The sequence below is a fragment of the Variovorax sp. LjRoot130 genome (assembly GCF_964253755.1).
GTDB lineage: Bacteria > Pseudomonadota > Gammaproteobacteria > Burkholderiales > Burkholderiaceae_C > Variovorax.
In genome coordinates this window covers 5,896,262-5,911,130 of the sequence record NZ_CAXURM020000001.1, presented here as the reverse complement: position 1 = coordinate 5,911,130, position 14,869 = coordinate 5,896,262, and the positions used below count along the sequence as shown (strand labels likewise).

Genomic DNA, 14,869 nt, shown 5'->3' with positions numbered 1-14,869 from the left:
CATCGTCAGCGCGACGCTAGGGGCGACGCCGCCTGGGGAGAGCGCGCCTCGAAGGGCTCGCGGGCGCCGGCGCCATGCCGGAGGTACAGGATCGGAATCACAAACAGGCTCAGCAGGCCCGAGGTGATGATGCCGCCCAGGATGGCCACGGCCATCGGGTGCTCGACCTCATGGCCGGGGATGCTGCCGGGCACGATCAGCGGCAGCAGCGCCAGCGCGGTGCACAGGGTGGTCATCAGGATGGGCGACAGCCGTTCGCCGGCGCCGCGCAGGACGAGCGGGGTGCCGAAGGGCATGCCTTCCTCCCGCTCGAGGTGCCGGCAGTGCTCGATGAGCATGATGCCGTTGCGCGCCGACAGGCCCAGGATGGTGATGATTCCCACCAGCGAGCCGAGCGAGATGACGCGGTCGGCGGTAAAGGTCGCCAGCACCGCACCGACCAGCGCCGCCGGGAGGGCAAGGAAGACCATGGTGGCGAGTCGCAGGCTCCTGAACGTCGCATGCAGGACGAGGAAGATCGCCACGACGACGAAGAGGGAGGCAGTCAGCAGATTCCGCTGCGCCGCCTGGCGTTCCTTGTATTCGCCCAGCAACTGCGGGTAGTACCCGATCGGGAACTGAAGCTTCTCGAGCCGCTGCTCGACATCGCTGGCCACCGAGCCCAGATCACGTCCTTTGACGTTGGCGTGGATGTCGATGCGCCGCGAGTTGTTCTCGCGCTTGATCTTGTTCGGCGTCGGCGCGATGCCGACGTCGGCGATGTCCGCCACCCGCACGCGCCCGCCGTAGGGTGTGTCGATCAGGAACTCGCGGATGTCGTCCACGTTGCGTCGGGACGAGGGCGCGGTCCACACGAAGACGTCGTAGACCTTGCCGCCCTTGTGGATGTCCGTGACCTCGATGCCCGACATCAGGATGTTCACCACCCGGCGCACGTCCCCGGGCTTGATCCCACGGCGGGCAGCGTTGTCCAGGTTCACCTTGACCTGCACCTGCGGCACATCGACCTGCTGTTCCAGATGGAGATCGATGAGTCCGGGGATGTCCCTCAGCGCGTCTTCCACTTCACGCGCTTTTTCGCGCAGGACCGGCAGCTCGGGGCCGAAGATGCGCACGACGATGGATTCGCCCGCGCCGGTCAGCACCTCCTTGATCCGCTCCTTCAGATAGGTTTGCACGTCGCGGTAGAGGCCGGGATAGCCGGCGACCGCGGTCTCGACGTTCGCGCGCGTCGTGGCGTAGTCCGCCTTGGGATCGACGCTGATCCAGTTCTCGGTGAAGTTCACGCCGTAGGGCTCGTCCCCGCCGACCGCGCGTCCGATATGGGCGCCGAAGTTGCGCACGCCGGGAATGGCGCGCAGCTCGCGGCTGGCTGCCTGGGTGATGCGGAAGGTCTCCGGGTGCGAGGTCCCCTCGGGAGGAACCCAGTGCATCAGGAAGTCCCTTTCCTTGAACTCGGGAAGCAGCGACGCCCCGAGGAAAGGCCACACGCCGATGGCCGCGACGACGAGGAGGACGGCTACCGCGAAGGTCGCGCGGGGCGCCTCCACGGCCCGCGAAAGCGCTGCCGCGTACTGGCGCTTGAGCCACGGCACCAGCGGAGACTCCCGCTGCTCGACCCGTGCACGATCCAGCAGCAGCAGGCACAGGGCCGGCGTCACCGTCAGCGCCACCACCATCGAAGCCAGCATCGCGACCAGGTAGGCCAGGACCAGCGGCTCGAAGAACACGCCCGACAGCCCGCCCATGAAGAACACCGGCGTCACCGCCAGCACGACGATCACGGTCGCGTGGACGATGGCGGAGCGCACCTCGATCGACGCCTCGAGGATGATGCGCGCGGTCGACTTGCCGCTGCCCGTCCTGCGGTGCTGGCGCAGGCGCCGAACGATGTTCTCGACATCGATGATCGCGTCGTCCACGACGTCGCCGAGCGCGACGATGAATCCGGCCAGCACCATCGTGTTGATCGTGGCGCCCATCATGTAGAGAACCACCCCGGCGGCCACCAGCGACAGGGGAATGGCGACCACGCTGATCAGCGCCACCCGCCATTCATAGAGAAAGGCGCCGAGGACGATGACCACCAGGATGCAGCCGATAATGAGCGCCTGCGTCAGGTTGTCCATCGACAGCTCGATGAAGGTCGCCGGCCGGAAGATCGTGGAGTCGATCTCGATGCCCGGCAGCCCCGGCTTCAATGCCGCGAGCGCTTCCTCGATGCCGCGCGTGACTTCCAGCGTGTTGGCCCACGGCAGCTTCTCGACGATCATCATCAGGCCGCGCTCGTCGTTGATGACGGCATCGCCGACCATGGGCCAGGTGTCCCAGACCACCTTGCCGACATCGCCCAGCCGCGGCGGATCCACACGCCTGCCCTTGAGGGTCAGCGGCACCGCGGCCAGGTGCTCGGTCGAGAACACCGGCGACTCGTTGTGGATGGCGAAGCGCTGGTTGGGCGTGTCGATCATCCCGTCTATACGGGCCTTGGCCCCCGAGCTGTACGACAGCATGCCGATGTCCAATGCGTCCGAGGTCGTCTCCATGACCTCGTTCAGCGTGACGTTGTGGGCGCGCATCAGGCTCGGCTCGACCTGCACCTGCAGCGACTTGATCCGGTCGCCCCACATGGGAATGTTGGCCACGCCGGGGACCGACATGAGCCGGAACTTGACCGTCCAGTAGGCGATCATCGACAGGTCCATCTGGTCGTAGACCTTCGATGTCAGCCCGATCTTCATGACTCGGCTGGTCGAGGAGAGGGGTTGCAGCATCACAGGCATGCCCGACGACTTCGGCAGCTCGGCGATGGCGAGCTTCAGGCGCTCCTGCACGCGCTGCCGCGCATCCATGAGGTCGCTGCCCATCCTGAAGAGCAGCACGACTTGCGAGAGTCCCGTCACGGACGAGGAGCGCACGTATTCGACGCCCGGCACGCCGCGCAGCTGGTCCTCCATGGGAATCGTGATGAGTTCCTCGACCTCGGTGGCGGTCATGCCAGGTCCCTCGGTCTGGATCTCGACCTTGGGCGGCGCGAACTCGGGGAATACGTCAACCGGCATCTTCCGCAGCTGCTGGGTCCCGAAGACCAACAGCGTTGCGGCGATGGCCAGCACCAGGAAGCGGAATCTCAGACTAGAGCCAATGATCCAACTGAACATCGCTCATCCCCTGCCCGGGCACGGCGAGCGTACCCGGATGCTCGTTCCCATCCTTCACTGGCCAACTGGTTTGTCTCTACCGGTTGGACGGTTTCTCGATGTAATAGTTTGGTTGCGTCCTTTCGAAATATCAATTGACTCGATGGCCTATCCCGTTTTGCTGCGGTGCAGGGCAGAGATGCAGCATGCCGCCGGCACCACGCGCGGCCTGCTAGGTCGCGTGTTCCCTGCGCAGCACCTTCGCCGCCTCGACCATCGCGCGCAGCTTGCCAATAGCCGCATCGCGCGGCAGGTACTTCATGCCGCAGTCGGGCGCGAGGATCACGTTCTCGGGCTTCACGTAGGGCAGCGCGCGCTGGATGCGCTCGACGATGGTGTCGACCGATTCGACCTCCGGCGTCGAGAGGTCGATGCAGCCCACCATCACCCGCTTGCCGTCCAGCGCGGCCAGGGCCGAGCAGTCCAGGTGCGATTGCGCGGTCTCGATCGACACCTGCTTGCAGCTGCACTGCGCAAGCTCGGGCAAGAAGGAATAGCCGCTCGGCCGCTCGTGGATGATGGCCGCGTAGCCGAAGCAGATGTGCACCGCCGTCGTGCCGGTGATGCCTTCGAGCGCGCGGTTCAGCGCGTTCAAGCCGTACTGGCGCGCCTTCTCGGGCCGCGCCTGCATGTAGGGCTCGTCGATCTGCACCACGTCGGCGCCGGCGGCGAAGAGATCGCGGATCTCCGCGTTCACCGCGTCGGCATAGTCCATCGCCGCCTCTTCCTCGCTGCCGTAGAAGTCGTTCTGCGCCTGCTGCAGCATCGTGAACGGCCCGGGCACGGTGATCTTCACCTGGCGGTCGGTGTGGGCGCGCAGGAACTTCAGGTCGTCGACCTCCACCGCATGGCGGCGGCGGATGCGGCCCACGATGCGCGGCACCGGATTCGGATGGCCCGAGCGGTCCAGCGCCGTGCCCGGGTTGTCGAGGTCGATGCCGTCGAGCGCGGTCGCGAAGCGGTTCGAATAGCTCTCGCGCCGGATCTCGCCGTCGCTCACGATGTCGAGGCCCGCCTCTTCCTGCGCGCGGATCGCCATCAGCGTGGCGTCGTTCTGCGCCTCCTCCAGGTACTGCGGCGGAATGCGCCACAGCTCGCGCGCCCGCACCCGCGGCGGAAAGCGCCCCGCCAGCTTGGCGCGGTCGATCAGCCACTCGGGCTGCGGGAAACTGCCGACGATGGTGGTGGGGAACAGCATGGGTTTCTCCAGTTGAAAGGGGTTCAAACGCCCAGGTAGGCGCGCTGGATCTCGGGCCGCGCCAGCAGCTCGTCGGGCACGCCCTCGGCCACGATGCGGCCTTCCTCGAGCACGTAGGCGCGCTGCGAGACCTCCATCGCCATCGCGACGTTCTGCTCCACCAGCAGCACCGACATGCCGTCCGCATTGATGCGCCGGATCGCCGCGAACATGTCGCCCACGATGCGCGGCGACAGGCCGAGCGACGGCTCGTCGAGCAAGAGCAGCCGCGGCCGCGCCATCAGCGCGCGCGCGATCGCGACCATCTGCTGCTGGCCGCCCGAGAGTTCGCCCGCCGGACTGGCGAGCTTCTCGCGGATCACCGGGAACAGCTCGATCACCTGCGCCAGCGTCTCCTGCCGCTTCGCCTTGGCATGCGGCAGGTAGCTGCCGAGCTCGAGGTTCTCCTGCACGCTCATGCCGGTGAAGAGGCGCCGGCCCTCGGGCACCAGCGCGATGCCGGCCTCGCAGAAGCGGTGCGCGGGCAGCTGCGTGATGTCCTGCCCGTTGAGCACGATGTGCCCGCTGCGTGCACGCAGCATGCCGGCGATGGCATTGATCAGCGTGGTCTTGCCGGCGCCGTTCGGCCCCACCACGCACAGCAACTCGCCGGGCCGCACCTCGAGCGACACGCCCCACAGCGCCTGCGCCGCGCCGTAGGCCACTTGCAGATCGCGTACCTCAAGCATGGGCGGCCTTTCCCAGGTAGGCGGTCATCACCTCGGGCCGCTGCATCACGTCGGTGGCCGCGCCTTCGGCCAGCAGCTCGCCGTGGTTGAAGACCACGATGCGGTCGGTCAGCGCCATCACCGCGCGCATCACGTGCTCGACGAAGACGATGGTGGAGCCCTGCTCGCGGATGCGCCGGATCAGCGCCACCGCGCCGTCGATCTCGTGCGGCGTCAGGCCGCACAGCACTTCGTCGAGCAGCACCAGCCGCGGCCGCGAGGCGAGCGCGCGGGCGAGCTCGAGGAACTTGCGCTGGTGCAGGTTGAGGTCGTCGGGCCGGGCATGCGCCTTGTCCTCGAGGCCGGTGAATTCCAGCCAGGTCCGCGCCTGCTTCGCGGCCGCCGTCGGGTCGCGCACCGCGCCGCCGAACATGGTCGCGATCGCCACGTTCTGCAGCACATTCAGGTGGCCGAAGGGCCGCGGGATCTGGTAGGTGCGCGCGATGCCGCTGCCCGCGATGCGGTGTGCCGGCAGCCCGTTCATGCAGCGGCCCTCGAACCAGATCGCGCCGCCGGTGGGCGCGTAGTGGCCGCTGACGACGTTGATGAAGGTCGACTTGCCCGAACCGTTGGGCCCCAGCAGGCCGAGGATCTCGCCGCGCCGCACGTCGACGTCGACGCCGCCGAGCGCGCGCACGCCCTTGAAGGCCTTGCTCAAGCCCTGCACGCGCAGCAGCACGTCGCCCTGCGCGCCGGCCGTTGCCCGGACCGCCATCTCGGCCGATGCGACAGCAGCGGCCGGCTTGGCGGTCGGCGCGCGCCGCAAAGTGCGTCCCAAGGTGCGCCGAACGCGTTCCAGGATGCCGTCGGGCATGAACAGAATCGCCGCGATCAGGATGACGCCGATCAGCGCCTTGCCGGCCACTGCATGGTCGGCGGCCGTGAAGCTGTAGAGCAGCCCGGTGATCGCGACCGCGCCGATTGCCGGCCCGGCCCAGTGGCGCGTGCCGCCGAGCACGCTCATCAGCACCACCGTCAGCGGCACCGTGATCGTGAACACCTCGCCGGCCGTCACGTACGAGAGGAACAGCGCGTGGATGCCGCCCGCCACGCCGGCCAGCGCGCACGAGACGGCCAGCGCCATCAGCTTGTAGCGGTAGGTCGGCACGCCCATCACCTCGGCCGCGTCCTCGTCGTCGTGGATCGCGAACAGGCCGGCGCCGAACTTCGACACCTGGATGCCCCACGCGATCAGCAGCGTGCCGATCGCTGCAGCAAGCGCGAGCAGGTAGAAGGTCGACGACGGCGTCGGCCCGATCTTCGGCACCGGCACCGCCGCGAGCGAGACGCCGTTGCCGCCGTCCAGCGGCGTGTTGACCACGATGGTGCCGATCACGAAGGTGATCGCCAGCGTGAGCAGCGCGAACAGCTCGCCGCGCACGCCCTTGACGCGGAACACCACCGCACCCAGCGCCACGCCCAGCACCGCGGCCACCAGCGCGGCCGCCGGCAGCGTCCACAGAAAGGGCCAGTCGTAGCGCGCCATCAGGTTGGCGCTGGTGTAGATGCCGGCGCCGAAGAAGGCGCCGTGCCCGAAGGAGAAGTAACCCGAGTAGCCCGACAGGATGTTCCACGAGGTCGCGAGCACGATCCAGTGCAGCATCAGGTAGAGCAGCGAGTCGTAGAAGGCCGGCAGGCCGAGCTGCGGCACGAAGGCCAGCGCCACGCCCGCGGCCAGGATGATCAGTGGAGTGCGTTTCATCAGCCTGTCTTCCCCGGCCTGAAGATCAGGATCACGATCAGCAAGGTGAACGAGACGATCGGCGCCCACGAGGGCGCGGTCACCGCCATCGTGATGGCCTCGCTCACGCCGATCAGCGTGCCCGCGACCAGCGGCCCGAGCGCGCTGCCCAGCCCGCCGAGCATCACGGCCGCGAACACCACGCCGACCCAGGCGTACATCTGCGAGGGCGCGAGCGTGAAGCTCAAGGCCAGGCACACGCCGGCCACGCTGGCCAGCGCCGCGCAGGTGCCTGCGAGCACCAGCCCCAGCGCCTTCTGGTTGACGCCGAAAGCGGCGGCCACCGGCGCGTCTTGCGCGGCGGCGCGCATTGCGCGGCCCAGGTCGGTGAAGCGCAGCACCGCCCACACCGCGAAGGCCAGGCCCACGGCCAGCACCAGCGTGATGAGTTCGGGCACCGGCACGAAGAGCCCGCCGATCCTGAACTTCTCTTCGCCGTAACTCGATTCGAGCTTGCGGAAGTCGGCGGTCCAGATCGACTGAATCACGCTCTCGGCGATGCCGGTGAGCCCGAAGGTCAGCAAGAGCGAATTGAAGGGCGTGACCTTGAAGCGCACCATCACCCAGTGCAGGCCCGCGCCGAGCGCGAAGAAGAAGGGCACGATGACGGCGAGCGTCAGCAGCGGGTCCATGCCCATCGTCGCCATCTGGTAGCAGAGGTAGGCGGCGAGGAAGGCAAAGGCGAAGTGCGCGAGGTTGATGAGCCGCAGCAGGCCCCAGCTCAGGCTGAGGCCCAGGCCCATCAGCCCGTACAGCGCGCCGACGAAGATGCCCGAGAGGATGGACTGGGACAGCAGCGAGATGCTGGGCAGCGTGAAGCCCGACATGTCAGTGCGTGATCAGCTTGGCGCCGCCGGAGGTGACCTCCTTGGGCCACACCACCACCCACTTGCCGCCCTGGATCTGCTTGATGCGCATCAGGTCGTCGCCGAAGTTGCCGGTGCCGTCGAAGCGCAGCTTGCCTTGCAGCGTGTCGACCTTGTTCGCCTTCAGCCAGGTGCCGATCGCCTTGTCGTCCAGGCTCTTGGTCGCGACCACGCCGGCCTCGAGGATCTGCCACGCGGTGTACGAGGCAGCGGCCTGGGTCTCGACCGAGGTGTCGGTGAAGCCGGCCTTCGCGGCTCGCTCGGCGTAGAGCTTGACGAATTCGGCCGCGCCGAAGTTGGAAGTGAAAGGCGGCTGCGCCTCGAAGATCGTGGCCGAGAGCGCGTTCTTCGCATCCGGCGACGCGAGCAGCGGCCCGGGCGCGGGGTACAGGTAGAAGTGCTGCGGCGGCGAATAGTCGATCTTCTTCATCGCGTCGAGCAGCAGGTTGCCCTCCAGGCCGATGGCGCCGACCCACACGAAGTCGGGCTTGGCGTCCTTCACGCGGTTGGCGATCGGGCCGAAGTCGCGGTTGCCGAAATCCCATTCGAGGAACAGCACCTCGGTCAGGCCGCGCTTCTTGATCACCTCGCGCGCACCCGCGCTCATGAACTGGATCGACGGGAACTTGCTGGTCACCACCGCCACCGTCTTCGGCGGCTTGGGCGAGGCGGCGAGCGCATCGAACAAGGTGTTGGGCACGGTGGTCGCGGGGTCGGAGCCGATCGACCAGGCCGGGAACTGCATGTCGTACTTGGCGAGCGAGGGAATGCCCAGCGTGTGGTGCACCAGCACCTTGTTGTAGCGCTGCGCCACGCCCATCGCCGAGAGGATCGCGCCGGTGGCGTAGGGCCCCATCAGCAGGTCGACCTTGTCGGCGGTGACGAGCTGCTCGTACAGCGTGCGTGCCAGGTCGGGCTTGGACTGGTCGTCCTTCACCACCCACTCCACCGGCCGGCCCAGCAGGCCGCCGCGCTTGTTGAGCTGCTCGATGTAGATGTCGCCCACCACCTTGTGGATCTGGGCCGTGGCCGAGAGCGGCCCGGTCAGAGCCAGCGTGCTGCCGATGCGAATCGGCGCACCCGTTGGCTGCTGTGCCATCGCGAAGCCGGCCGCGGCCAGTGCGATGGCGCCCACGGCGGTGCGCCGCCCGATGCCTCTGAGGTTCTGCGTCTTCATGGTTCCTGTCTCCTTTAGGTTCTTGTGAGCGAAACGAACGAAAGCTGTCAGTCGACTTGCGCGCCCGAGCGCTTGACCAGCCCGGCCCATTTGCCGAGCTCGGTCTTGTTGAAGGGCCGCATCTCCTCAGCGCGCATCGGCCGCGACTCGATGCCCTGGTCGCGCAGGCGCGCCATCACATCGGGCTGCGCGAGCGCGGCGGCGCTGGCCGTGCGCAATTGCGTCAGCGTGGCGTCGGGCGTGGCGGCCGGCGCGTAGAGCATGAACCAGGCGACCAGGTCGAAGTCGGCAATGCCCTGCTCCATCAGCGTCGGCACATCGCTCGCCGCCGCGCTGCGCACCGCGCCGCTCGCGCCCAGCGCGCGCAGCTTGCCCGCCTTGATCTGCGGCATCACCGCGGCCGGGTGATAGAACATGAAGTCGACCTGCGACGAGATCACGCCCGTCAGCGCCATCGCGCCTTCCTTGAAGGGCACGTGGAGCATCTTGCCGCCCAGGCGCTGCGCCAGCAGCTCGCCCGCGAGGTGCCCCGAGGTGCCGTTGCCGGCCGAGGCGAAGGTCACGCCCTGCGGCCGCGCGGCGGCCTGGGCCAGGTCCTTCAGCGACTTGAGCGGCGACTCGGCCGCCACCACCAAGAGCGTGGGCGTATAGCCGATGAAGGCCACCGGCGCGAAGTCGCGCATCGGGTCGTAGGGCAGCTTGCTGAAGAGCGCGGCGTTGATGGCGTGCGTGCCCACCGTGCCCATCACGAGCGTGCGGCCGTCGGGCGCCGACTTGGCGACCATGTCGCTGCCGGTCGAGCCGCCCGCGCCCGCGCGGTTGTCGACGATCACCGTCTGCTGCAGCGCCTTGCCCAGCCCCTCGCCGACCACGCGCGCCACCGTGTCGGTGGTGGTGCCGGCGCCGAAGGGAACGACCATCTTGATCGGCCCCTTGTCTTGCGCCTGAGCCGTGCCCAGCATGAGCAGCACGCCCGCGGCGAGCAGGGTGCGCATCGTTGTCTTGATCGTCATCGCTTGTCTCCGTTGTCTCTATTTATCTACTTGCGTTTCAGCGCGGCACGTATCTCGTCGCTGTGCTCGCCCAGCATCGGCGGCGGCCGCACCTCGAGCGCGCGCTCGCCGTCGAAGCTGACCGGCGAACGCACCGTGCGAAACAGCCCCATCACCGGATGCTCGGCCGAGGTCATCAGCTGCAGATGCTTCGCCTGCGGGTCTTCGAGCGCCTCGCTGGTGTCGTACATCGGCGCGTTGGGCACGTCCTCGCGCTGCAGGCGGCGGCACCATTCGTCGCGCGTCCGCGTGCGGAAGCGCTCGCCCAGCAGCGCGATCAGCGCCTCCTGGTTGTCGATGCGCGCGTCGCGGGTCGCGAAGCGCGGGTCCTGGAAGATGTCGGGCTGCTCGATCGCCACCGCCAGGCCTTGCCAGAACTTCTCGGGCGAGGACATGTGCAGCGCGATCCACTTGTCGTCCGCGCAGCGCAGCACGTAGGACTGCGACACGCTGGGCCGGCTGTACGGCCCCATCACCTCGTCGACCTGGAAGAAGTGCGTGAAGGCATCGAGGTTGAAATGCGCCATCGCCTCCAGCATCGACACCTCGACCTTGCGGCCGATGCCGGTGCGGCTGCGCTCGTACAAGGCGCCCAGCACGCCGTAGGCCGCGTAGAAGCCGGTCAGCGAATCAGCAATGGCAGGGCCGACCACGCGCGGGTTCTCGGGGTTCACCAGCAGATTGAGAAACCCGCTCGCCGCCTGCGCGACGGTGTCATAGGCCGGCCGGTTGGCGGCAGGCCCGGTGGCGCCGAAGCCGCTGATCGCCACGTAGATGAGCTTCGGGTTCAGCGCCTGCAGCCGCTCGGCGCCGACGCCCAGCTTCTCCGCCACGCCGGGCCGGAAGTTCTGGATGTAGACGTCGGCATCGGCAATCAGCGCGTCGAGCACTTCACGATCGGCGCTGTCCTTGGTATCGAGCGTGATGCTGCGCTTGTTGCGGTTGTAGGTCTGGTAGTGTGGGCTGTACAGCCCGTTCTTGAAGGCGCGGAAGGGGTCGCCCGTCTTCGGCTGCTCGACCTTGATCACGTCGGCCCCCAGGTCGCCCAGCAGCATGCCGGCCGCCGGCCCCGTGATGAAGGTGCCCTGCTCGATGACCTTGAGGCCTTTCAATACAGGGATCATTCGTGCTTCCCGAAGCCCGGAGGCAGCTCGCCGTCGTATTCCATCTCGCGCGTCGCCTGGTAGGAGAGCGCGAAGCCGATCGGCTGGCGGATCTCCTCGACCATGTGCGCGATCAGCCCCGCGGTGCGCGCAAGCATCGGCACGCCCTTGAGCCCTTCGACCGGAAAGCCCGCGCCCAGCAGCACCGAGGGGATCGCGCCCGACACGTTGAGCTTGAGCGGCTTGCCCAGCACCTCGGGCAGCAGCCTTTCGCATGCTTCCGCGATCTCGACGAAGCGCAGGTCGGTGCCCGCCGCCTTGGCCACATCGAACAGCGCGCCCACGCGCTCGTCGCGCTCCTTGTGCAGCGGATGGCCGTAGCCGGGAATCGAACGGCCCGCCGCGCGCCAGGCCTTCATCACCGAAAGCGCCGCCTCGTCGAGCGCGCTGCCGGCCTGTACCTGCTCATCGATCTCGACATACATGCGCCCCGCCGTCTCCGACGAGCCCAGGACCACCGAGCCGCAGCCGAGGATGCCCGCCGCCACCGCGCCCTGCATCGCATCGGGCGCCGCGGCGAAGGTCATGCGCGCGGCCTGCACGCTGGGCACCAGCCCATGCTCTGCGATCGCGACCAGCGTGGCGTTGAGCACCGCGGCCTGGCCCGGTGTCGGCATCTCCCCGGTGAGCAGCAGGAAGAAATGGTCGACGAAGGAGAGCTTGCCGATCAGCTCCTTCGACAGGTCATGGCCGCGAATGACGATGGTGTGGGCGTCCGAAGTGCAGATGGACGTGCGCGGCACGGTGGCCTTGCCGATCTTCATAAAAATCCTTGTAAAAAAAGAAGAGAAGTGGAGTTCAGGCCGACACCGGCGCAAGCCGCACATCGAAGCTCGCCGAGTGGTACGGCACGCGCATCTCGCGCCCGTCCACCGCCTTGCCCGGCGCATGCGTCTCGAAGTCGACCACCAGGCTGTCGCGCTTGCCGAAGACCGCGTCCTGGTCGATGTAGGGGCTGCCGCCCACGAACACCTGCGTCGTCAGCGTCACATGGCCCGGCGCCGAGACCTGCAGGTGGATGTGGCCGGGGCGGTAGATGCTGCGCTCAGTGGCATGCATCATCTGGCCCACCGGGCCGTCGTCGGGAATCGGGTAGTAGGCGGGCCGGATCGACCAGAACCAGTAGCGCCCCTGCGCATCGGCGCGAAAGCGCCCGCGCGCGGCCATCGTGGGCTCGCTGCTCAGCTGCACGTCGTACTTGCCCTCGCCGTCGCCCGACCACACGTCGAGCAAGGCGCCTTCCAGCGGTGCGCCGTGCACATCGGTCACCCGACCCATGTAGAAGGTCGGCTCGCCGCGCGCGCTACCGCTGATGTCGGCGCCCAGCGGCATGTCGGGCGCGCCGGGCCAGTAGAACGGGCCCTCCACCGTGGCCTCCGTCGCCTCGGTCGCGCCCTGTGCGCCGCCGCTGGCGCGCGCCTGATCCAGCGCCACCACCATCATCGACAGGCCCAGCGTGTCGGAGAGCAGGATGAACTCGGGCCGCTTGTCGGTCGAGATCTGCCCCGTGGCTTCGAGAAACTTCATCGCCGCCAGCCACTCGTCGGGCTTCAGGTCGACCTCGCGCGCAAAGGCGTGAATGTGCTTGACCAGCGCCGTCATCAGCTCGCGCAGGCGCGGGTCGGGCGTCGCCGCGAAAGCCTCGAGCACGTCCTGCGTGATGCTGTCTTGGTTGTAGTCCGCCATGTCTTGTCTCCTGGTTCTGGCCGGACGATAGGCCGCGCAGGTGGCCCCGACAAATGATGAATTTCCATGGATATGATCGATGGCATCGATCATTCGCGGGGGTTTGTATGGAGATGAGGCATCTGCGCTACTTCGTCGCGCTGGCCGATTGCCTGAGCTTCACGCGCGCGGCCGAGCGCGTGCACGTGACCCAGTCGACCCTTTCGCACCAGATCAAGCAGCTCGAGGACGAGCTGGGCCAGCCGCTCTTCGAGCGCATCGGCAAGAAGGTGGTGACCACCGAGGCCGGCGAGCTGCTGCGCGGCTACGCCTCGCGCGCATTGAAGGAGGTGGACCAGGGCGTGGCGCTGCTCAAGCCCGGCGCCGGCAACCTCACGGGCAAGGTGCGCATAGGCGCCACGCACACCTTCAACATCGGCCTCATCCCCGAATGCGTGGCGCAGTTCCTCGCGCGCCATCCGACCGTGCGCATCAGCGTGGAGGAACTCGCCGCGGAAGTGATCGCCGCACGGCTTAGGGACGGCGAGATGGACCTCGGCATCTCCTACCGACCGCAGGACTCGGCCGGCCTGTGGTTCGAGCCGCTCTACAACGAGGAGATGGTGCTGGTCGTCTCCACTCACCATCCGCTCGCCGGCCGCAAGCGCATCCGCATGGTGGAGCTGCACCGGCAAGACCTGGTGCTCGTCTCATCCGCCTTCTCGACCCGCACCATGCTCGACGAGTGCTTCCACGCCTGCGGCGCCGAGCCGACCGTGGTGGCCGAGATGTCGACCGTGGCGCCGATGCTCGCGCTGGTGGCGCGCACGATGATCGGCTCGATCGTGGCGATCAACGCGGTGCCGGAGGCGATGGCGGGGCTGAAGGTGATTCCGCTGGAGAGCCCGACGCCGATACGCACGCCAGGGATCTTGTGGCGGCTGAAGGAGGCGAAGCCGGCTGCCGTGCAGTCGTTTGCTGTGATATTGAGGAAGACGGCGTTGAGTAACAGCCTCAGGCGCGAAGGGCCGGGGTAAGGGAGGCTGCCGGTGACGAGCTAGATGGAATCCCTTTGCTTCTCGATTGGGATGACGTGCGGCAGGCTCTAGTGCGATTCCGCCCCGGCGCGCTTACTCCGGCAAGGGGTTTGCAAGGCGCTTGTATTCGTTGCGCTTCATGGCGAGATAGTCGTCCCGCTCCACTTCGTGCAGTTGCCGCGCATAGCGCTCCGTGCTGTCGAACCATGCCGCGAGGCGCGGCGCCAGTTGTTTGGGGGCGTCCATGTAGGCGTCGATGGCGAGGTAGTAGCGCATGGTGTTGCGCTCCACCACGCCGCGCACGCCGCCCACGTATTCCGGCTGGCCCGCCGAGTCCTTGCCCATCGCGGTGAATCCCACCTTGTCTGCGCCGATGGTCGCGAGGTAGCCCCGCATCGCGATGCGCGCTGCCACCCCGTAGGCATAGGCGTAGCCGAGATGAATGAAGGTCTTGCCGTTGCCGAGCGGCGTCGCCTCGAGTTCGATGCGGTAGTCGCGGGTGGACAGCGGCCCCTTGTCGGCGCTCAATCGCACGCTGAGGTAGTCGTCGGTGATGGTCGGCGGCTGCCAGACGAAGTGGACGCGCTGCGCCTCCGAAAGCGGCTGGTCGAATTTGCGGCCGACCGAGACGACGAGTGTCCTGGCACTTTCTGTCCCGCGCACCACACAGTACTTGGTGTTGAGGTGCAGCATCAGCACATCGCACCAGACGACGGGCTGGCTCAGCGAACTGTTCACCTGGTCGACCGGGTGATTCAACACTGCGAAGATATCGCCGCTCAATTGACCGGCGGCTTCCGTCGATTCGAGCACCAGCGGTCGCCCAAAGGCGTTCTGGTCGAACTGCGACTGAACGGCGTCATATTTGGCCCGCAAGGCAGCGGCGCTTCCGAGCTGTGCCTGCGCCTGGGCGAGCACCGGCAGGATCAGGAGCCAGACCCACAGCGCCAGGCGGCGAAGTGTTGTCGCGCGTTTCATGATGTTGCACATTGTCATCCCGCAT

Annotated in this window: 12 protein-coding genes; 1 reads left to right on the top strand and 11 read right to left on the bottom strand. The window is 67.6% G+C overall.

Going from position 1 to position 14,869, the window contains the following annotated elements:
- Window positions 1-5: 5 nt before the first annotated feature.
- From ACSQ86_RS29255 to ACSQ86_RS29210, 10 genes are all read right to left on the bottom strand, one after another.
- The gene (locus tag ACSQ86_RS29255; protein WP_436310199.1) at window positions 6-3,161 is read right to left on the bottom strand and encodes an efflux RND transporter permease subunit; all 3,156 of its coding nucleotides are present in this window, start codon (window positions 3,159-3,161) and stop codon (window positions 6-8) included.
- 211 nt (window positions 3,162-3,372) lie between these two features.
- Complete coding sequence (locus ACSQ86_RS29250) at window positions 3,373-4,398, bottom strand: uroporphyrinogen decarboxylase family protein (RefSeq protein WP_436310198.1); 1,026 nt, start codon at window positions 4,396-4,398, stop codon at window positions 3,373-3,375.
- Between the two features lie 23 nt (window positions 4,399-4,421).
- Window positions 4,422-5,126, bottom strand: a complete 705-nt coding sequence (locus ACSQ86_RS29245; protein WP_093107174.1) for an ABC transporter ATP-binding protein — start codon at window positions 5,124-5,126, stop codon at window positions 4,422-4,424.
- Window positions 5,119-6,867: a branched-chain amino acid ABC transporter ATP-binding protein/permease gene (locus ACSQ86_RS29240; RefSeq protein WP_436310197.1), complete on the bottom strand. Its 1,749-nt coding sequence runs from the start codon at window positions 6,865-6,867 to the stop codon at window positions 5,119-5,121. The genes ACSQ86_RS29245 and ACSQ86_RS29240 overlap by 8 nt, the downstream gene beginning before the upstream one ends.
- On the bottom strand, window positions 6,867-7,733 hold the full coding sequence (locus ACSQ86_RS29235; protein WP_436310196.1) for a branched-chain amino acid ABC transporter permease: 867 nt from the start codon (window positions 7,731-7,733) through the stop codon (window positions 6,867-6,869). The genes ACSQ86_RS29240 and ACSQ86_RS29235 overlap by 1 nt, the downstream gene beginning before the upstream one ends.
- A 1-nt stretch (window position 7,734) precedes the next feature.
- Entirely contained in the window at window positions 7,735-8,949 is a 1,215-nt protein-coding gene (locus ACSQ86_RS29230) for an amino acid ABC transporter substrate-binding protein (protein ID WP_436310195.1), read from the bottom strand.
- A gap of 47 nt (window positions 8,950-8,996) precedes the next feature.
- A complete protein-coding gene (locus ACSQ86_RS29225) occupies window positions 8,997-9,962 on the bottom strand; it encodes a Bug family tripartite tricarboxylate transporter substrate binding protein (RefSeq protein ID WP_436310194.1) in 966 nt (321 codons plus the stop codon).
- Between the two features lie 26 nt (window positions 9,963-9,988).
- Window positions 9,989-11,125 (bottom strand): CaiB/BaiF CoA transferase family protein, encoded by a 1,137-nt coding sequence (locus ACSQ86_RS29220; RefSeq protein WP_436306169.1) that lies wholly within the window; start codon window positions 11,123-11,125, stop codon window positions 9,989-9,991.
- A complete protein-coding gene (locus ACSQ86_RS29215; protein ID WP_436306168.1) occupies window positions 11,122-11,928 on the bottom strand; it encodes a citryl-CoA lyase in 807 nt (268 codons plus the stop codon). Before ACSQ86_RS29215 ends, ACSQ86_RS29220 begins: the two co-directional genes overlap by 4 nt.
- A 34-nt stretch (window positions 11,929-11,962) precedes the next feature.
- Entirely contained in the window at window positions 11,963-12,850 is an 888-nt protein-coding gene (locus tag ACSQ86_RS29210) for a dioxygenase (RefSeq protein WP_436310193.1), read from the bottom strand.
- Between the two features lie 107 nt (window positions 12,851-12,957).
- On the opposite strand from ACSQ86_RS29210, the gene ACSQ86_RS29205 reads away from it, so the two are divergent.
- Complete coding sequence (locus ACSQ86_RS29205; protein WP_093107189.1) at window positions 12,958-13,866, top strand: LysR substrate-binding domain-containing protein; 909 nt, start codon at window positions 12,958-12,960, stop codon at window positions 13,864-13,866.
- A 93-nt stretch (window positions 13,867-13,959) separates the two neighbouring features.
- Here ACSQ86_RS29205 and ACSQ86_RS29200 read toward each other — a convergent pair whose 3' ends face one another.
- Window positions 13,960-14,844 carry a hypothetical protein gene (locus tag ACSQ86_RS29200; protein ID WP_436310192.1) on the bottom strand — a complete coding sequence of 295 codons (885 nt, stop codon included), beginning with the start codon at window positions 14,842-14,844 and terminating at the stop codon, window positions 13,960-13,962.
- Window positions 14,845-14,869: the final 25 nt, after the last annotated feature.